Origin of the sequence: Sinorhizobium sojae CCBAU 05684, from assembly GCF_002288525.1 — a bacterium.
GTDB lineage: Bacteria > Pseudomonadota > Alphaproteobacteria > Rhizobiales > Rhizobiaceae > Sinorhizobium > Sinorhizobium sojae.
Genome location: NZ_CP023067.1, coordinates 3,653,665 through 3,672,259, shown reverse-complemented (window position 1 = coordinate 3,672,259; position 18,595 = coordinate 3,653,665). Strand labels below are relative to the sequence as shown.

The 18,595-nt window shown below is 62.8% G+C and carries 16 protein-coding genes; 11 read left to right on the top strand and 5 right to left on the bottom strand.

Annotation, left to right across the window (positions count from 1 at the left end):
- Nucleotides 1-911: 911 nt before the first annotated feature.
- The 3 genes from rpsT to mutM form a co-directional block, all read right to left on the bottom strand.
- Nucleotides 912-1,178 carry a 30S ribosomal protein S20 gene (gene rpsT / locus SJ05684_RS17725; protein ID WP_034853715.1) on the bottom strand — a complete coding sequence of 89 codons (267 nt, stop codon included), beginning with the start codon at nt 1,176-1,178 and terminating at the stop codon, nt 912-914.
- A 176-nt stretch (nt 1,179-1,354) separates the two neighbouring features.
- Nucleotides 1,355-2,128 (bottom strand): enoyl-CoA hydratase, encoded by a 774-nt coding sequence (locus SJ05684_RS17720; protein ID WP_034853714.1) that lies wholly within the window; start codon nt 2,126-2,128, stop codon nt 1,355-1,357.
- Between the two features lie 32 nt (nt 2,129-2,160).
- The gene (mutM, locus tag SJ05684_RS17715; protein WP_034853713.1) at nt 2,161-3,051 is read right to left on the bottom strand and encodes a bifunctional DNA-formamidopyrimidine glycosylase/DNA-(apurinic or apyrimidinic site) lyase; all 891 of its coding nucleotides are present in this window, start codon (nt 3,049-3,051) and stop codon (nt 2,161-2,163) included.
- A 170-nt stretch (nt 3,052-3,221) separates the two neighbouring features.
- Here mutM and ubiE point away from each other — a divergent pair, with 170 nt between their 5' ends.
- The 4 genes from ubiE (at nt 3,222) to coaBC (ending at nt 7,559) form a co-directional block, all read left to right on the top strand.
- Nucleotides 3,222-3,998: a bifunctional demethylmenaquinone methyltransferase/2-methoxy-6-polyprenyl-1,4-benzoquinol methylase UbiE gene (gene ubiE / locus SJ05684_RS17710; protein WP_034853712.1), complete on the top strand. Its 777-nt coding sequence runs from the start codon at nt 3,222-3,224 to the stop codon at nt 3,996-3,998.
- A gap of 4 nt (nt 3,999-4,002) precedes the next feature.
- Nucleotides 4,003-5,577, top strand: coding sequence for a 2-polyprenylphenol 6-hydroxylase (gene ubiB, locus SJ05684_RS17705; protein ID WP_034853710.1), 1,575 nt, complete (start codon nt 4,003-4,005; stop codon nt 5,575-5,577).
- A gap of 359 nt (nt 5,578-5,936) precedes the next feature.
- Complete coding sequence (locus SJ05684_RS17700) at nt 5,937-6,179, top strand: GNAT family N-acetyltransferase (protein WP_244426619.1); 243 nt, start codon at nt 5,937-5,939, stop codon at nt 6,177-6,179.
- Between the two features lie 171 nt (nt 6,180-6,350).
- Nucleotides 6,351-7,559: a bifunctional phosphopantothenoylcysteine decarboxylase/phosphopantothenate--cysteine ligase CoaBC gene (coaBC, locus tag SJ05684_RS17695; protein WP_034853737.1), complete on the top strand. Its 1,209-nt coding sequence runs from the start codon at nt 6,351-6,353 to the stop codon at nt 7,557-7,559.
- A 7-nt stretch (nt 7,560-7,566) separates the two neighbouring features.
- On the opposite strand, the gene SJ05684_RS17690 is transcribed toward coaBC, so the two are convergent.
- On the bottom strand, nt 7,567-8,412 hold the full coding sequence (locus SJ05684_RS17690) for a class II glutamine amidotransferase (RefSeq protein ID WP_034853708.1): 846 nt from the start codon (nt 8,410-8,412) through the stop codon (nt 7,567-7,569).
- 221 nt (nt 8,413-8,633) lie between these two features.
- Between SJ05684_RS17690 and SJ05684_RS17685 the strand changes: the two genes are divergently transcribed.
- From SJ05684_RS17685 to SJ05684_RS17655, 7 genes are all read left to right on the top strand, one after another.
- Complete coding sequence (locus tag SJ05684_RS17685; RefSeq protein WP_034853706.1) at nt 8,634-9,764, top strand: Gfo/Idh/MocA family protein; 1,131 nt, start codon at nt 8,634-8,636, stop codon at nt 9,762-9,764.
- 219 nt (nt 9,765-9,983) lie between these two features.
- Nucleotides 9,984-10,844, top strand: a complete 861-nt coding sequence (locus SJ05684_RS17680; RefSeq protein ID WP_034853705.1) for a MurR/RpiR family transcriptional regulator — start codon at nt 9,984-9,986, stop codon at nt 10,842-10,844.
- 112 nt (nt 10,845-10,956) lie between these two features.
- Nucleotides 10,957-12,909, top strand: coding sequence for a bifunctional 5-dehydro-2-deoxygluconokinase/5-dehydro-2-deoxyphosphogluconate aldolase (locus SJ05684_RS17675; protein WP_050979966.1), 1,953 nt, complete (start codon nt 10,957-10,959; stop codon nt 12,907-12,909).
- Nucleotides 12,910-13,031: 122 nt separating this feature from the next.
- Nucleotides 13,032-14,885 (top strand): 3D-(3,5/4)-trihydroxycyclohexane-1,2-dione acylhydrolase (decyclizing), encoded by a 1,854-nt coding sequence (iolD, locus tag SJ05684_RS17670; protein WP_034853703.1) that lies wholly within the window; start codon nt 13,032-13,034, stop codon nt 14,883-14,885.
- A 193-nt stretch (nt 14,886-15,078) separates the two neighbouring features.
- Nucleotides 15,079-15,978 (top strand): myo-inosose-2 dehydratase, encoded by a 900-nt coding sequence (iolE, locus tag SJ05684_RS17665; protein WP_034853734.1) that lies wholly within the window; start codon nt 15,079-15,081, stop codon nt 15,976-15,978.
- 220 nt (nt 15,979-16,198) lie between these two features.
- Nucleotides 16,199-16,999, top strand: coding sequence for a 5-deoxy-glucuronate isomerase (iolB, locus tag SJ05684_RS17660; protein ID WP_034853701.1), 801 nt, complete (start codon nt 16,199-16,201; stop codon nt 16,997-16,999).
- A 158-nt stretch (nt 17,000-17,157) separates the two neighbouring features.
- The gene (locus SJ05684_RS17655) at nt 17,158-17,559 is read left to right on the top strand and encodes a GFA family protein (RefSeq protein WP_034853700.1); all 402 of its coding nucleotides are present in this window, start codon (nt 17,158-17,160) and stop codon (nt 17,557-17,559) included.
- Between the two features lie 46 nt (nt 17,560-17,605).
- On the opposite strand, the gene SJ05684_RS17650 is transcribed toward SJ05684_RS17655, so the two are convergent.
- The gene (locus SJ05684_RS17650) at nt 17,606-18,589 is read right to left on the bottom strand and encodes an NAD-dependent epimerase/dehydratase family protein (protein WP_034853698.1); all 984 of its coding nucleotides are present in this window, start codon (nt 18,587-18,589) and stop codon (nt 17,606-17,608) included.
- Between the last annotated feature and the right edge of the window lie 6 nt (nt 18,590-18,595).

Genomic DNA, 18,595 nt, shown 5'->3' with positions numbered 1-18,595 from the left:
AATCATTCTCCGATGCCGTCATCGCTGCCGGCCTCATCTCGTATGCCCGCCTGCCACGGCCGCCTCCTCGAAGGCCATGCCGCGTCGGACGGACGCCCATCACACCGATCCGGGCTCCTCATAATCCCGTCTCGGTGCGCGTCGCGCTCACCCGCTCGTCATGCCGAGCGAATGTCCCCTTGCGCTTCGCATATCACTGCCCTGCGGCCGCTTTCAGACCGAAGGGCAGACTTTCTACCTCGCGGCTGCGCCACGCCCTCGTATGTGCGGGCAGCCCAGTCGTCTTCCTCCTACGCCCCGACGCAAAACAAATCCGAGGCCACACCCGCTCTGCAACCACAAGTCGAAAAATGCTCGTTCCGACGCGAAGGTTCGCTCGGTTTCTTTATTTCGACTTTTTTGATTGAGCGACGTGGAGTTACCACGCCGCAGGGAACAGAAAGCCCGCAAGCCATTTCTAGGAAATGACTTCGAAGACCTTCTTAACAGATCTAGTCCGTGTCCCCTGTGGAAGCCATTTAGGCAGGATCGGTGGGCAAGATCAATCTGGTTTTTTACCGCTCATTAAGCGCGGCCAGTTGACTCTCGCGCCGGGTTTTGCCTGCGCGTTTCGAGTCTCAAAAGAATCGCTTTTGAATCAAGGGTTTTGATTTTTGGCCTTCTTGTTTAGCTGGCGAAAAAGAAAAAAATAAAAATTCGCTTGACTCATTTTGCAGCCGATACGTGCACCAAAACAGATACCCCGGCGCCGACGACCTCTAGCAAGTCTTTGAAATAGCTCGATAAATTTTGTCATACCAATGACACGAGCATTGGCGGACAAATTAACCATGACAATGGCCGAAATACGAATCGATAAAGCCCGGCGCAAGACGCCGGGCTTTTTGTAAACAGGTTTTTATTTAGCCGGGTTAGACCGAAAGACCCTTCACCCGCTGCGCCAGACGGGAGACCTTGCGCGATGCCGTGTTGGCATGCAGCACGCCCTTGGTGGCAGCACGCATCAGTTCCGGCTGAGCCGCCTTGAGGGCGGCGGCGGCCGCGGCCTGATCACCGGAGGCGATCGCCTCTTCAACCTTGCGGACGAAGCTGCGGACGCGCGAACGACGGGCCTTGTTCACTGCGGTACGGCGTGCGATCTTGCGGGTCGCCTTTTTCGCCGAAGTTGTATTGGCCATTGATGCCTCTCTTCGAAAACTGACATGAACTCCGCCTTCGCCGTGCCGGGTCACTGCGACCTGTCATCCAAGCAATTCGGGAGCATTCTCGGAAAGCCCGCGTGTGGCGTTCCAGACTGAGGGCGGCGTATAGCGGGAAACCGGTCTCGCGTCAACGCGCAATTTGAGAAAACGCTCTAGCGGTGTTTGAACTCCGCCCTGCGCTTTCCGACGAAGGCAGCCATCCCCTCCTTCTGGTCCTCGGTCGCGAACAGCGACTGGAAGAGCCGCCGCTCGAAACGCAGTCCTTCGGCGAGCGTCACTTCGAGCGAGCGGTTGACCGCTTCTTTTGCCATCATCACCGCAGGAAGCGAGAAGGAGGCGATCTTCTCGGCGGCGGCGAGCGCCTCTTCCATAAGCCTCTCGGGGGCAACGACGCGGGCAACCAGCCCTGCCCGCTCGGCTTCCGCCGCATCCATCATTCGGCCGGTGAGAATCAGGTCCATTGCCTTTGCCTTGCCCACGGCGCGCGTCAGGCGCTGCGATCCGCCCATGCCCGGAACGACGCCGAGGGTGATTTCCGGCTGGCCGAATTTGGCAGTCTCGGAAGCAATGATGAAGTCGCACATCATCGCGAGTTCGCAGCCGCCGCCGAGCGCATAGCCGGAGACCGCCGCGACCATCGGCTTGCGGGCGCCTGCGACATGTTCCCAGCCGCCGAGGAAATCGCCGAGATAGCTGTCGACGAAATCGAGCGACTGCATCTCCTTGATGTCGGCACCGGCGGCGAATGCCTTTTCCGATCCCGCAATGACGATCGCCCCGATATCCTTGTCGGCATCGAAAGCCTTCAGGACCGCATCGAGCTCGCGCATGACGGTCGCGTTCAGCGCATTCAGCGCCTGCGGACGGTTGAGGGTGATCAGGCCCACACGCCCGCGCGTTTCGAGCAGCAGGGTCTCGTAGCTCATCGTCGTCTCCTCCTTGAATCGGCGTTTTGAGGCTATTTCTGACAGTTGGGGCAATGGAAGGTCGAGCGCCCCGCCTGACTAATGCGGGCGACGGTACCGCCACAGCCCGGCGTCCGGCAAGCCTCGCCCTCCCGGTCATAGACTGAGAAGGCATGCTGGAAATAGCCGAGGCTGCCATCCGCCTGGATATGGTCCTTGAGCGAGGAACCACCGGCGGCAATGGCGTCGGCAATCACCCCGCGAATCGCCTCCACCAGGCCCGAAAGGGCCGCTTTCGCCCGGCCGCGCCTGTCGACCAGTGTGCCCGCCGGCCGAGTGGGCGAAAGCCCGGCCCTCCACAGGGCCTCGCAGACATAAATATTGCCGAGCCCGGCGATGGTCTTCTGGTCGAGAAGCGTTGTCTTTAGCGGCTGTGCCCTGCCGGAGAAGCGCGTGGCCAGATAGGCGGCATCGAGCGCATTGCCCGTCGGCTCCTCGCCGAGCCCGCGAAAGAAGGCGTGATCGGCGATCGTATCGCGGCTTGCCAGATCCATGAAGCCAAAGCGGCGGGGGTCGTTATAGATCACGCGCGCCGGCCCGGCCTGCGCATCGAGATGGAAGATGACGTGGTCGTGCTTCTCGTCCTTGCCACGCGGGTGGTGGAAAGCGCCGGGGGACGCGGGCGACGCGCCGGTTTCGATGCGGAAGGAGCCGGACATGCCGAGATGCGCAATGATCACGTCGCCGCCCTCCAGATCGATCGTCAGATATTTGGCTCGCCGCGACAGCGAAAGAATGCGGCGGCCGGAAACGGCGGCCGCGAAGTTTTCGGGGAAAGGAAAACGCAGATCCGGCCGGCGCAATTCGGCGCGCAGCAGCAACGCCCCCTCCATGATCGGCGCCAATCCGCGCTTGACCGTTTCCACCTCGGGCAATTCCGGCATCGCCGTGATCCTTTATCCTCTGTTCATTCCGTCCGACTACATGCATTCCCATCACGGGAGCGATGACCTATAGGTGCGCTATGCCGCAGCCGGAACCCCGTCGCTGAGATAGCGCGGAAAAAGCGATTTCGCTATGGTGCCGGCGCGTTTGAATGAAGTGGAGCAGTCGGATGACGGATGAGCGCGTATCGGCGAATGGCGGAATGGAGACCTCCTTCGGTTTCCGCGAAGTCGGCGCGGGCGAAAAGCAGCCGCTCGTCAACGATGTCTTCCACAAGGTCGCGAAGCGCTACGACATCATGAACGACGTAATGTCGGCCGGTCTGCATCGTGTCTGGAAGGATGCGATGATCGCCGCGCTAAACCCGCCGCGCCGGGAGGATTATCGGGTGCTTGATGTCGCTGGCGGCACCGGCGACATCGCTTTCCGCATCGTCGAGGCGTCTGACCGAAAGGCGCATGCGACCGTGCTCGACATTAATGGCTCGATGCTTGCGGTCGGCGCCGAACGCGCGCGAAAGAAGGGGCTCGCCGCCAAACTCCAATTCGTCGAAGCCAATGCCGAGGACCTGCCCTTCGCCGCCAATTCCTTCGATGCCTACACGATCGCCTTCGGCATCCGTAACGTGCCGCGCATCGAGGTGGCGCTGAAGGAGGCCTATCGGGTGCTGAAGCGCGGAGGGCGGCTGCTGGTGCTGGAATTCTCCGAGGTCGAGATTCCGTTGCTCGACAGCTTGTACGATGCCTGGTCGTTCCGTGCGATCCCGAAATTCGGCAAGCTCATCACCGGAGACGACGCGCCCTATCAGTATCTGGTCGAATCGATCCGCAAATTCCCGAACCAGCGCCATTTCGCGGCCATGATCCGCGAGGCGGGCTTTTCGCGCGTCTCTTTCACCAACTACACCGGCGGCATTGCAGCGCTGCATTCGGGCTGGAAAATCTGAACGCATGAGCACGCCTGGAGCATATTTCCGTCTCGTGCGGATCGGCTGGGTGCTTACGCGCGAGGGCGTCTTCGCAGCAATCCCATCCGAGCACCTGCCCCCCTCAGCTCGCTTCGCAAAGAAGGTCGCCGGTCTGCTTGCCCGCCGCAAGGCGCGGCTCGAAGAACGCAGCGGCCGGCTTGCCCGTGCCGTCGAGCGGCTGGGGCCCTCCTATGTAAAGATCGGTCAGTTCCTGGCGACACGCCCGGACGTGGTCGGCGCGGAACTCGCCGCCGATCTCTCGCAACTGCAGGATCGGATGGCAACCTTCCCGCAGAGCGCGGCCAAGGCAGCGATCGAGGGTTCGCTTGGCCGCAGCGTCGAAACGCTCTTCGCGGAGTTCCACCAGCCCATGGCGGCCGCATCGATCGCCCAGGTCCATCCGGCCGTCGTCCTGCGCGAGGGCCGGCCTGAGAAGGTCGCCGTCAAGGTCATCCGCCCCGGCATACGCCAGCGTTTTGCCGCCGACATCGAGGCGATGTACCTGGTCTCACGCATGCAGGAGCGATTCCTGCCCTATACCCGCCGGCTTAAGCCGGTCGAGGTGACACGGACGCTCGAGCAGACCACCAAGGTCGAGATGGACCTACGGCTGGAGGCCGCGGCGCTTTCCGAGCTCGCCGAGAACACGAAAGACGATTCCGGCTTCCGCGTGCCCAAGGTCGACTGGGAGCGCACCGGGCGCGACGTCGTCACCATGGAATGGATCGACGGCATCAAGATGTCGGATATCGAGGGCCTGAAGGCCGCCGGTTATGATCTCAACAGGCTCGCCGAGGCACTGATCCAGTCCTTCCTTCGGCATACCTTACGCGATGGTTTCTTTCATGCCGACATGCACCAGGGCAACCTGTTCGTCGACGCGGCGGGCCACATCGTCGCCGTGGACATGGGCATTGTCGGCCGGCTCGGCAAGAAGGAGCGACGCTTCCTCGCCGAGATCCTCTACGGTTTCATCATGCGCGATTACCAGCGCGTCGCCGACGTCCATTTCGAGGCCGGCTATGTGCCATCGCATCACGACGCCGCGAGCTTCGCCCAGGCGATCCGCGCGATCGGCGAGCCGATCCACGGGCAGCCGGCCGAGACGATCTCGATGGCGAAGCTCCTGACCCTGCTTTTCGAGGTGACCGAGCTCTTCGACATGCAGACGCGCCCCGAACTCGTCATGCTGCAGAAGACGATGGTCGTCGTCGAAGGCGTCGCCCGCACGCTCAACCCGCGCTTCAATATGTGGCGGGCGTCGGAGCCGGTCGTCGGAAGCTGGATCCGCGACAATCTCGGCCCGAAGCGCATCGTCACCGACCTGCGCGACGGCCTGCACGCAGCACTTCGCGTTGCCGAAGCCGTCCCCGAAATCGCCGCCCGCACGGAGCGCTTTTCGAAAGACATCATGGCGATGAGCGAGAAGGGCCTGCGTTTCGATGCGGCGACCGCCGAGGCGATCGGCAAGGCGGAGGCGCGCCATGCACGCTCGGGCCGCATCGCACTCTGGGTTATCGCGGCGGCGCTGGTCTATATCGCCTGGAGGCTCGTTTGAGGAACCCGGGTCCCTCGTCTGGAGCCTGGCCGGCGCTCACACGGCGAAGTTGCCGGAAGTCTCTTTCGAATTCCTGCGCCCCGGGATATCGTTCGCCCATGGACAGTCGTATCTCGCTCGTGATGGTGGTGACCGCGCAGACCTCAGGGTACGCGGGAGAGCTGTTGTCTTAAGCGAACTGTTCTCCAGCCGAACCTGCCGAGGTGAGCAGGGGCGGCTCTGTTTCCTCGGAACCATCGTAGAGGAAATGAAACAATGAGTATCCCCTCGCCTACCATCCATATCCGTGCCGCATCCCTTGCCGACTGGGAGGTGCTCGCCGCCACAAGGGCCGCCGACAGCATGCGGCCGATCTCGGCATGTCGGTCCATGATGATTATCGCCGGCGCGGTATAGGCAGGGCGCTGCTCAACGCCCTGATCGAAGCCGCCGACCGCTGGCATGGCATCTCGCGCCTCGAACTCACGGTTTTCACCGACAATGAGGCGGCTATCCGGCTCTACCGGCAGGCGGGATTCGTCACTGAGGGAGTTCTGAAATCCTATGCCCTGCGCGACGGGATGCTTGCGGACGCCTTTGCCATGGCGTGGCTCCGTACTTGAGGTTTCCATGCCCGTTGCGGTGCCATGCTGCGGTATGCAGGGCCTGTAAGTCGTTGAAAATCTGAGAATCATGCTTTCCGAAAATCGGTTCCGATTCTCGGACCGATGCGCTAGGTTCGCCGACAAGAAACGGGAGCGGCGACAAGCCGAAGCGGAATGACCCCAAACGAAATGACATTGGCGGGCAAGCGCATAGTTCTCATCATCTCCGGCGGTATCGCGGCCTATAAGAGCCTTGATCTTATCCGGCGACTGCGCGAGCGCGGCGCGGAGGTTCGACCGGTGATGACCGCGGGGGCGCAGCAATTCGTGACGCCGCTCGCCGTCGGCGCGCTTTCCGCCTCGCACGTGTTCACCGATCTCTTTTCCCGCGAAGACGAACAGGATGTCGGCCATATCCGGCTCGCCCGCGACTGCGATCTCCTCGTCGTCGCCCCCGCGACGGCGGATCTGATGGCGAAGATGGCCAATGGCCATGCCGACGACCTCGCTTCGACCGTGCTGCTTGCGACGGACCGGCCGGTGCTCGCCGCGCCGGCCATGAACCCGAAGATGTGGATGCACCCGGCGACACGCCGCAACCGTGCGACTCTTGCCGGCGACGGCATCCGTTTCGTCGGCCCGGCCTCAGGCGAAATGGCCGAGAGCGGCGAGGCGGGCGAAGGCCGTATGGCGGAACCCCTCGAGATCGTCGCCGCGATCGAGGGCTTGCTCGTCCAGGAAGAGAAGCCGCTTGCCGGGCGAAAGGCGATCGTCACCTCCGGGCCGACACATGAGCCGATCGACCCGGTGCGCTATATCGCCAACCGCTCCTCCGGCAAGCAGGGCCATGCGATCGCTGCGGCGCTTGCCCGCCTCGGGGCGGAGGTCACCCTGGTGTCGGGGCCGGTGACGGTCCCCGACCCCGTCGGTGTAAGCGTCGTGCGCGTCGAGCGCGCCGAGGAGATGCGCGATGCTGTGCTCGCCGCACTTCCGGCCGATGTGGTTGTGATGGTCGCCGCCGTCGCCGACTGGCGCGTGGCGGCAGCCGCCGGCAACAAGATCAAGAAGCGCTCCGGCGAAGCCCCGCCGCCGCTTCTGCTTACCGAAAACCCGGACATATTGAAGACTATCGGCCACCACGCGTCGCGACCCAAGCTGGTGATCGGATTTGCCGCCGAGACGGAGAACGTCGCCGACAACGGGCGCGCGAAGCTCGAAAGGAAAGGCGCCGATTACATTCTCGCCAACGACGTTTCGCCGTCGACCGGGATCATGGGGGGAGAGCGCAACAGCGTGAAGCTGATCGGCCGCGACGGCACGGAGGACTGGCAGGAGATGAGCAAGGACGAGGTGGCCGAGAAACTCGCGGCGCTGATCGCCGCAAGACTTTCCGCCTGAAATCCTCTCAGTTCAGCTGCAGATTGCCTGCCGCGGCAAGCGGAGCCGGCACGACCGTAAGACGCTCTCGAACGGCAACTTCGGCGGCCCGGAAGAGGCGCACATCGACGCCGTTCTCGCCGACGACCACTGCGGAACCGTCGGGGATCTCGGCCCAGGCATTGTCGTCGTTGAGCGGCTCGGACACGAGGCAGTAGCCGCCATTCTCGCCCATCGGAGCGGCGTAAAGCGTAGGCGCCTTCTGGTCGGATGCATAGCGGACCGCGTAGAGATCATGGCCATTGGAGAATGCGGCAGTGAAGCGGACGAGCACCGGCCGTTCCATCTGCTCTGCAAGCCGCTCGACGAAGCCGAGCGCCTCCGCCATCGCGCCGAGCGGGTCTCGATCGAAGCCGAACTGCAGCGCCAGAAGGAAGAGCAGTTCCGAATCGGTCGTGCCGGTGCGCGCCGCGTAGAGATCGTTGTCGAGCATGCTCTCCATCGGCCGGCGCAGATGCTCGAAATCGCCGATCTGGCCGTTGTGCATGAAGCACCAGCGGCCATGGACGAAGGGATGGCAATTGTCGCGCCGAGTACCGCCACCGGTCGCCGCACGCACATGGGCGAGGAAGAGGCGAGAGCGGATTTGCCGCGCGATGCTCTTGAGATTGCAGTCGGACCAAGCGGGCAGGATGTCGCGATAGCGCCCGGGCTCCGGACGATCGCCATACCAGGCGATGCCGAAGCCGTCGCCATTGGTTGCCGTCTTTGCACGCGTCGCACAATGGGACTGTTCGATCAGCGAGTGCGCCGGAGAGCTGACGAGTTCCTCGAGATAGAGCGGTTCCCCACGATAAGCGGCCCAACGGCACATGCGTCAATCACTCCGGATACATCTGGACGTCTCACCCAATCCACTCGGTCATGGGGCGATTCGTCAACCCTCGTCAGCGGCGATCTTCCCGCGAAACATGGTAAAATTGCGTTAACGAATTCGCCGCCGGCGATGTTTCGAATAAATATTCCATATTGACTTTGGTTGCACAATTCATTTCATTTCTCCGATCACGAGGCCGCTGCCTGGGAGGAGAAGAGATGAGCGACAAACGCAGATTGGGCGTAGGCCTGATCGGTACGGGCTTCATGGGGAAGGCTCATGCACTCGGCTTCACCATCGCGGCGCGGGTCTTCGACTTGCCTTTCGAAATCGACCTGGTTTCAGTGGCGGATGTAACCGCCGAGAGCGCCGAAGCAGCTCGCGCACGCCTCGGCTTCCGCAAGGCGACCCCCGACTGGCGCGACCTCCTGACCGACCCCGTTATCGACATCATCGACATCACCACACCAAACCTGCTGCACAAGGAGATGGCACTTGCGGCGATTGCCCATGGCAAGCATGTCTACTGCGAGAAGCCGCTGGCGCCGACCGTCGCCGATTGCGCCGAAATGGTCGCTGCCGCGGAGAAGGCCGGAGTCGTCACCCAGGTTGGCTTCAACTATCTGAAAAATCCGCTGATCTTCCTTGCCAAGGAGATCATTGAGAATGGCGAGATCGGCGAGATCCGCTCGTTCCGCGGAGTCCACGCGGAAGACTTCATGGCGGACGCCACCGTTCCCTGGGCCTGGCGCCTCGATCCGCGCAGCGGCGGCGGGGCTCTCGCCGATATCGGCAGCCACATGATCGCCTGCATGCGCCACCTCGTAGGGCCGATCAGGTCGGTGCTTGCCGAGACCGTCATCCAGATCCCCGAGCGCCCAGTTTCGGCCGGCGCAACGGAGACCCGTGCCGTCGAGGTCGACGACATCGCCCGCGCCTTCGTCCGCTTTGAGAACGGCGCGAGCGGCAGTTTCGAGGCAAACTGGATCGCCACCGGCCGGAAGATGCAGCATGATTTCGAAATCTACGGTTCTAAAGGCAGCATCGTCTTCACCCAGGAGCGACTGAACGAAATCAGGATTTATTATGCCGGCGACGATCTACGCAGCCGCGGTTTCCGTACCGTCTGCGCGGGGCCCGAGCACCCGCCCTACGGCGCATTCTGTGTGGCGCCCGGCCATCAGATCGGCTTCAACGAGTTGAAGGCGATCGAAGTGAACGAGTTTCTCGACGCGATTGCCAAACGGCGCATGCCGACCACGGATTTCCGCGAAGGCTACGAGGTTCAGAAGGTGCTGTCCGCCACCTATCAGTCCGCTCGCACCAACGAGTGGGTCGCCATCGGCTGAGCCGCGTTTAGCGCATCGGCCCGAAAACCGGACCCGGTTCTCGGAAAGCACGATGCGGAGATTGAAAGAGTTACAGCGTCCTTTGCGCGTCGTGCGGCGCTGTAAGGAGCGGAAAAACCGGTGAAATGGAACGTCCATTCTATCCAGAACGCTCCTAAACGTTTAGGGTGAGGCAAACGCAGCACGAGCGCGAACGCGAGGACCTGGAGACGCTGAACGATGCCCACACCGGAGTCGACTACCGATATCCCCCAGGATTTCGAGGCGCTGAAGGCCGTCATTCTGGAACGTAAGGCGCAATTGCCGAAGCGGCTGAAGCAGGTCGCCGCCTATTCGCTCGATCATCCGGACGAGATCGCCTTCGGCACGGCGGCAAGCATTGCCACGTCCGCCGATGTCCAACCTTCGACGCTGGTGCGCTTTGCCCAGCATTTCGGCTTCGAGGGCTTTTCAAGCCTGCAGCAGATTTTCCGCGCGCGCCTGCGCGAGCGCACGCCCGGTTACGAGGACCGGCTGAAGGCGCTGCGCGGCAACGATCACAGCAAGCTCGAAAGCGGCTCGATTTTCACCGGCTTCGTCGCAGCCGCCCACCGTTCGCTCGACAATGTCGCGACCTCGATCGACCCGCAGGCCTTCGAGCGGGCCGTCGACATCCTGGCGAAGGCGGATACGATTTACCTGATCGCCAAACGCCGCTCCTATCCGATCTCCAGCTACATGGCCTATGCCTTCGGCAAACTTCGGGTGAAATACCAGCACGTGGGCACGGCCGCCGGTATCGACGACGACATGCTGGCAATGGCGACGAAGCAAGATGCGGCCTTCGCCGTCAGCTTCTCGCCCTACGCCTCTGAAAGCGCCACCCAGGCACGTTTCCTCGCCAGTCGCAAGGTTCCGGTCGTCTCGCTGACCGACTCGGCCTTTTCGCCGCTCGCCGAGTCCTCCAAGGTGTGGTTCGAACTCGTGGAGGCCGATCATGCCGGCTTTCGCTCGCTTTCCGCCAGCATGGCCTTCGCTATGGCGCTCACCGTGGCGATCGCCGAGAAGCGACGCCGCCGGACCGAGGACGGCGGGTCGTAGTAGAACGAAAATTCCATATTGACGAAGTGGCGGAATTTATGTTTCATAAGCTCATCGCCCAGTGACATAGGATAACTGCCGGCGCCAATACGGCGCCCGCGGGGAGGAAGCAGTGAGCCAGGTTCCATCGGCCCGAATTCCATCGGAAAAGGGCGCCAAGCCCCTCGACATCATCACCATCGGCAGAGCCTCGGTGGACCTTTACGGCCAACAGATCGGCACTCGCCTGGAAGACGTGGGAAGCTTCGCCAAGTCCGTTGGCGGTTGTCCCTGCAACATCTCGGTCGGCACGGCTAGACTCGGATTGAAATCGGCGCTGTTGACGCGCGTCGGCGACGAGCAGATGGGACGCTTCATCCGCGAGCAGTTGCAACGCGAAGGTGTCGAGACCCGCGGCATCGTCACCGATCCGGAGCGCCTGACGGCGCTGGCGATCCTCGCTGTCGAAAACGAGAAATCGTTCCCGCTGCTCTTCTACCGGGACAATTGCGCCGACAACGCGCTCTCAGAAGACGACATTTCGGAGGATTTCATCCGCTCCGCCCGCGCGATCCTTGTCACCGGCACGCATTTCTCCAAGCCGAATACGGATGCCGCCCAGCGCAAGGCGATGCGGATCGCCAAGGAGAACGGCGCCAGGATCGTCTTCGACATCGATTATCGCCCCAACCTCTGGGGTCTTGCCGGCCATGATGCTGGCGAAAGCCGTTATATCGCCTCCGACCGTGTCTCGGCGCATCTGAAAACCGTCCTCGGCGATTGCGACCTCATCGTCGGTACCGAGGAAGAGGTCCTAATCGCATCCGGCGAGAGCGATCTGCTCCACGCGCTGAAGACCATCCGCTCGCTCTCGCACGCCACGATCGTGCTGAAGCGCGGCCCGATGGGCTGCATCGTCTATGACGGAGCGATTTCGGACGATCTCGAAGACGGCATCGTCGGTAAGGGCTTCCCGATCGAGGTTTATAACGTGCTCGGCGCCGGCGACGCCTTCATGTCCGGCTTCCTGCGCGGCTGGCTCACCGGCGAGCCGCATGCAACCTCCGCCACCTGGGCAAATGCCTGCGGCGCGTTTGCGGTGTCGCGCCTGCTCTGTGCGCCGGAAATCCCGACCTGGATCGAGCTACAATACTTCCTCGAGCACGGCAGCGAGGAAAAGGCGCTGCGCAAGGACGAGGCGATCAACCATGTTCACTGGGCGACGACGCGCCGGCGCGAGATCCCGCTTCTGATGGCGCTCGCGATCGACCACCGTAGCCAGTTGGAGGACATCGCCGAAGGAAATGCGGAGCGCCTGGGGCGCATTCCTGCCTTCAAGGCGCTGGCCGTCAAGGCCGCTACGGAAGTCGCCGGCGGCCGCCCCGGCTTCGGCATGCTGATCGACGATAAATACGGCCGCGACGCACTCTTCGCCGCGGGCGCCTATCGCGACTTCTGGATCGCCAAGCCGATCGAGCTTCCCGGCTCACGTCCGCTGCAGTTCGAATTCAGCCAGGATCTCGGCAGCCGTCTGATTGATTGGCCCGTCGATCATTGCATCAAGGTACTGTCCTTCTTCCATCCGGACGACCCGGCCGAGCTCAAGGCGGCCCAGATCGCCAAACTGCGCTCGGCCTTCGAGGCGGCGCGCAAGGTCGGCCGCGAGATCCTGATCGAAATCATTGCCAGCAAACATGGCCGACTCGACGACCAGACTGTTCCGCGCGCGCTCAACGAGCTTTATGATGCGGGGCTGAAGCCCGATTGGTGGAAGCTCGAGCCGCAGGCGAGCCGCGGCGCCTGGGCTGCCATCGACGCCGTGATCGAGACGCGCGACCCGCTCTGCCGCGGGGTCGTCCTCCTCGGCCTAGAGGCACCCTATGAAGTCCTGAAGGACGGCTTTGCCGCCGCCAGGACATCGAAGACGGTGAAAGGTTTCGCGGTCGGCCGGACGATCTTCGCCGATGCCGCCAAGGCCTGGCTCACCGGTTCGATGACCGATGAACAGGCCGTCGCCGACATGGCCGCGAAATTCAAGGCGCTAGTCGATCTCTGGCTGAAATTGGGTGAGACAAAGGCCGCATAAGGCAGGACGAGGAAAGCGCGCGGCGGATTTCCGCCCGTATCTAACTTTTGAGAGTCGAAGCCTGCGGGCGGCATCAAGCGAAAAGGGCGAAGCCGAGACTTCGCACCAGGAGGAAACAGAAAATGAGTCAGAAAACCGTGCGCCTCACCATGGCACAGGCCGTGGCGCGGTTCCTCACGCGGCAGATGACTGTAATCGACGGCCAACGCGTGCCGATCTTCGGCGGCGTCTTCGCCATCTTCGGCCACGGCAACGTCGCCGGCGTCGGCGAGGCGCTCTATGCGGTGCGCCAAACCCTGCCGACCTACCGCGCCCAGAACGAACAGGGGATGGCCAATGCGGCCATCGCATTCGCGAAGGCGAGCTTCCGTCGCCGCTTCATGGCCTGCACGACCTCCATCGGACCGGGCGCGCTCAACATGGTGACGTCGGCGGCACTTGCCCATGTAAACCGTCTGCCCGTCCTGTTCCTGCCGGGCGACGTCTTCGCCAATCGCCGACCCGATCCGGTGTTGCAGCAGGTCGAAAGCTTCGGCGACGGCACAATTTCAGCCAATGACTGCTTCCGTCCGGTCTCTCGCTATTTCGACCGCATCACCAGGCCCGAACAGATCATCCCGGCGCTTCGTCGCGCCATGCAGGTTCTGACCGACCCGGCCGACTGCGGCCCGGTGACGCTCTCGCTCTGCCAGGACGTCCAGGCGGAAGCCTATGACTATCCGGAATCCTTCTTCGACGAGAAGGTCTGGGTGCCGCGCCGGATCGAGCCCGATCCCGACGAGCTCGCCGCGGCGATCGCGACGCTGAAGAAAGCGAAAAAGCCGATCATCGTCGCCGGCGGCGGCGTGCTCTATTCGGAAGCGAGCGCCGAACTCGCCGCATTCGCGGAGAAGCACGGCATTCCGGTGGTCGAGACGCAGGCCGGCAAGTCGTCGCTGCCGCATTCGCATCCGCTCAACATGGGTTCGGTCGGCGTCACCGGAACCTCCGCGTCCAACAGGCTCGCGGAAGAGACCGATGTTGTACTCGCGGTAGGTTCGCGACTTCAGGATTTCACCACCGGCTCCTGGGCTCTTTTCAAGAACGACGAACTGAAGATCGTCGGCCTGAACGTTCAGCCCTTCGATGCGGGCAAGCACAACGCCCTGCCATTGATCTCCGACGCGCGGATCGGGCTCGCTCGCATCTCGGCCGGGCTCGACGAACACAAGGCCGAGAGCGCCTGGACCGAGGAAGCCAAGGCCGGCAAGACCGAATGGATGGTGACCGCCGACAAGGCGACGGCCACGACCAATACGGCGCTCCCCTCCGATGCCCAGGTGATCGGCGCCGTGCAACGCGCGCGCGGCGGCCGAAAGACGACGCTCGTCTGCGCGGCCGGCGGGCTGCCGGGCGAGCTGCACAAGCTCTGGCAAGCGGAAGAGCCTGGCGGCTATCACATGGAATACGGCTTCTCGACGATGGGTTACGAGGTTGCGGGCGGTCTCGGCGTCGCGCTCGCGAGACCCGAGCGCGACGTGATCGTCATGGTCGGCGACGGCAGCTACATGATGCTGAACTCCGAGATCGCCTCCTCGATCATGCTCGGGGCAAAGTTCACCATCGTTCTCCTGGACAATGCCGGCTACGGCTGCATCAACCGGCTGCAGATGGAAACCGGCGGCGCCAACTTCAACAATCTGCTCATGGACACCCACCACGTGGAACTGCCGCAGATCGACTTCGCCGCGCATGCCGCCGCGATGGGCGCCGTCGCCCGGAAGGTCGGCTCGATACCGGAACTGGAAACGGCGCTGGCGGAAACCGCCAACGAGAAGCGTACGACCGTCATCGTCATCGACACCGACCCGCTGATCACGACGGAGGCCGGCGGCCACTGGTGGGACGTCGCGGTTCCGGAGGTTTCGGAGCGCGAGCAGGTGAAAACGGCGCGCCAAGGCTACGAGAAGGCGCTCCAGTCGCAGCGCTTCGGCTGAGAATTATCACCCTGCCTCTCCCCGTTGGCGGGAGAGGCGACTGGAGAGGGCGCGGCATATCCCTTCTCCCCGCCTGCGGGGAGAAGGGGGCGGCAGCCGGGTGATGGCGCCTTGTCGTGTACACCCTTTCCGCATCACGAGATCACAACAAACCATCCGCTCCTTGTGGACGATGTACCAGAAAGCACAAACCATGATCCGCTACGGAACCAACCCGATTGCCTGGAGCAATGACGACGACCACTCGATCGGTGCGCATCTGACGCTCGAAGATTGCCTCTCCGACTGCCAGAAGATCGGCTTCGACGGCATCGAGAAAGGACACAAGATGCCCTCCGATCCGGAAGCGCTGAAGCAGAAGCTTGCCTCTTACGACCTCGTTTTCGTATCCGGCTGGCACTCCACCAACCTGCTCACCCATGACCTTGAGGCCGAGAAGAAGGCGATTCAGCCGCATCTCGACCTCCTGAAGCACAATGGCTGCAAGGTGGCGATCGTCTGCGAGACCTCGAACGAAATCCATGGCGACGATACAAAGTCCCTCGTCAAGGACAAGCCGGTGCTGCCGGCCGACCAATGGCAGAAGTTCGGCGCCGACCTCGAGGCGCTTGCGCAATATTGCGCCGACCAAGGCATCGATCTCGTCTATCACCACCACATGGGCACGATCGTCCAGACCGGCGAGGAGATCGATCTCCTGATGCAGAACACGGGTCCTGCGACCAAGCTGCTGCTCGACACCGGCCATGCCTGGTTCGGCGGTTCTGATCCGGCGGAAGTGGCGCGCAAATACATGCATCGCGTCCGCCACATCCATTGCAAGAACGTCCGCCCTGCCGTCCGCAAGGTGGTCGAGAGCGAAGGTCTCTCCTTCCTCGAAGGCGTGCGACGCGGCGTCTTCACCGTGCCCGGCGACGCCGAGGGCGGCGTCGACTTCCTGCCGGTTCTGAAAATTGCCGCCGAGCACGGCTATGATGGCTGGCTGGTGATCGAGGCCGAACAGGATTCGGCGGTACGCAATCCGTTCGAATATCAGTCGCTCGGGCTGAGGTCGCTGAAGGCTTTTGCCAAGGAGGTCGGGCTGGACAAGTAAGCCCCCTCAACTGTCGATCGGTTCGCCCGTCATCCGGCTACCGCCACCTTCTCCCCGCTCGCGGGGAGAAGGGATATGCGGGGCCATCCAAGTCCACCTCTCGGCACGAGGAGGAAAAGGGACAGCGCGGCAAGCTCCAGAATCCTCTCTCCCCGCAAGCGGGCGAGCGTTAGGGTGAGGGACAGCCATCAGAGAACTGCAAGATCAGGAGACCCTCGAAATGTCCAAACTGCTCGTCAAACCCCAGGCTGAGACCGGCTTGATGCAGGATATCACGCCCGAGAGCGCCGGCTGGACCTATGTCGGATTCTCGCTCAACCGCCTGAAGCCCGGCGAGACGGCCGGCGGTGAGGCCGGCGAGAAAGAACTCTGCGTCGTACTCGTGAGCGGCAAGGCGAAGATCTCCGTCGACGGCGAGGAGTTCGGCGAGCTCGGCGAGCGCATGACGCCCTTCGAGGGGCAGCCCTACGCCGTTTATGTGCCAAAGAGCAGCCGTTGGCAGGCCGAGGCGACGACCGACCTCGATCTTGCCGTCTGCTCGGCGCCTGGCGGCGAAGGCTTCAAGGCCAAGGTCATCCGCCCGGGCACCCATCCGCAGATGACGCGCGGCAAGGGCACCAACACACGCTACGTCACCAATATCATGCCGGAAGACGACGGCTCGGCGCAGTCGCTGCTCGTCGTCGAAGTGATCACGCCCGGCGGCCACACCTCCTCCTACCCGCCGCACAAGCACGACCAGGACAATCTGCCAGCCGAGAGCTATCTCGAGGAAACCTATTATCATCGCCTCAATCCGCCGCAGGGTTTCGCCATGCAGCGCGTCTATACGGATGACCGCTCGCTCGACGAGACCATGGCCGTGGAAGACGGCGACGTCACGCTGGTGCCGAAAGGGTATCACCCCGTCGCCGCGGTGCACGGCTATGATTCCTACTATCTCAACGTCATGGCGGGGCCGAAACGGATCTGGAAATTCCACAACGCGAAGGAACATGAGTGGCTGTTCACCGGCGTTTGAGCCGGTCGAGGAGAAGAGGCCTTCGAACGACCAATCATATTCGCCCAACAGCGCCGCGCGTCTTTTTCCGAAGCGCGGCGCTATCGCATTTTGATATGCCGCCCATTCCTCCTTGAATAGGATCGATTGAAGATCAGGTAGGAAACGAGGAGCCTCCCATGCATATCGACGGCCAGTGCCATTGCGGGTTCGTGACCTATGAGGCGGAAATCGACCCGGAGGAGGTATCGATCTGCTATTGCACCGATTGCCAGCAGCTGACCGGCTCGGCCTTTCGCGTCACGGCGAGCACGCCGCATCCCTCGTTTCGACTGACCGGAGGCGAGCCAAAGCTCTACATCAAGACCGCTGACAATGGCCGCAAGCGGCTACAATTCTTCTGCCCGGAATGCGGCTCGCCGATCTATACGACGGGAGAAGGCGACGATGCGGAGGAAATCGGCATTCGTGTCGGCACGAGCAATCAGCGTCGCGAGTTGACGCCGCGCTCGCAGATCTGGTGCTCTTCCGCCCTGCCCTGGATCAATATCGGCAAGCTGCCGGGCAATGCGGAGGATTGAGCGAGGACGTCAGGTGATTTCAACCTGCCTGCAAAATGCTCCGGCCTCACGCGATCGGATAGGGCCCGTCGGCGAAGACCGTGTCATGATAGCCCTTCAAGCCGACCGCGCGCGCCAGGGGGCTTTGGAAATCCTTGCCGCGAGCAAGCGAGGAGAGTACGTGGCGAAAGTCGTATTTCGGCTTCCATCCAAGCGCTTCGGTAGCGCGCGTGCTGATATAGACGCGGTCGATCGACGGGAAGAGCTGCCAGCCGCGCTCAGCGTAGAGTGCGTGGCATTCGGGATAGAGGCGGTGGACGACGGAGGGGGCGTCGCGGCGCAGTTCCAAACGATCATCGCGCGCGAACGGCGTCGGCGCCGAGACGATGAAGAGGCCGAACCCGACCGCCTTCGCCCGATCCGCCGCGAGTAAGTGGGCGCTTACCACGTCTTCTATGTCGACGCGGCGATGGAGCAGTTCGTTCGCCTGGGTGTTGGCCGTCTCGAAGCGGCTGCGGATCTCGGCGTCGTCGTCCGCCTCGGGAAAGAAGCGCGAGGTGCGCAGGATGATAACCGGTAGCCCATGTCGCCGGGCGAAGAGCTCACAGAAGCCTTCGGCAGCCACCTTGCTGGTGCCGTAGATATTGCGCGGAATGGACGCGACGTCCTCGGTGATCCAGGCCGCCGGCGCGTCGGGAGGCGGCGTCAGGGCCGAGCCGAAGGCACTCGTGGTGCTGGTGAAGACGAAAGCGTCGACCCCGGCTTTCGCCGCCGCATCGAGCAGGTTGAGCGTTCCGGCGATGTTGGTCTCGACGAAATCGGAATAGCCGTGCGTCGCGACATGCGGCTTGTGCAGCGTCGCCGCATGGATGACGGCACGCACATCCTTCATGGCACACGGGATAAAGGCACGGTCGGCGATCGTGCCGACAATATCGGTGAAATCGGAGGGCTTGATGTCGATGCCGCGCACGTCGCGCCCTGCCTCACGCAGCACCCGCATCAGCGCCTCGCCCAGATGGCCAGCGCTTCCGGTCACCAGAATCGTCATGCGTTA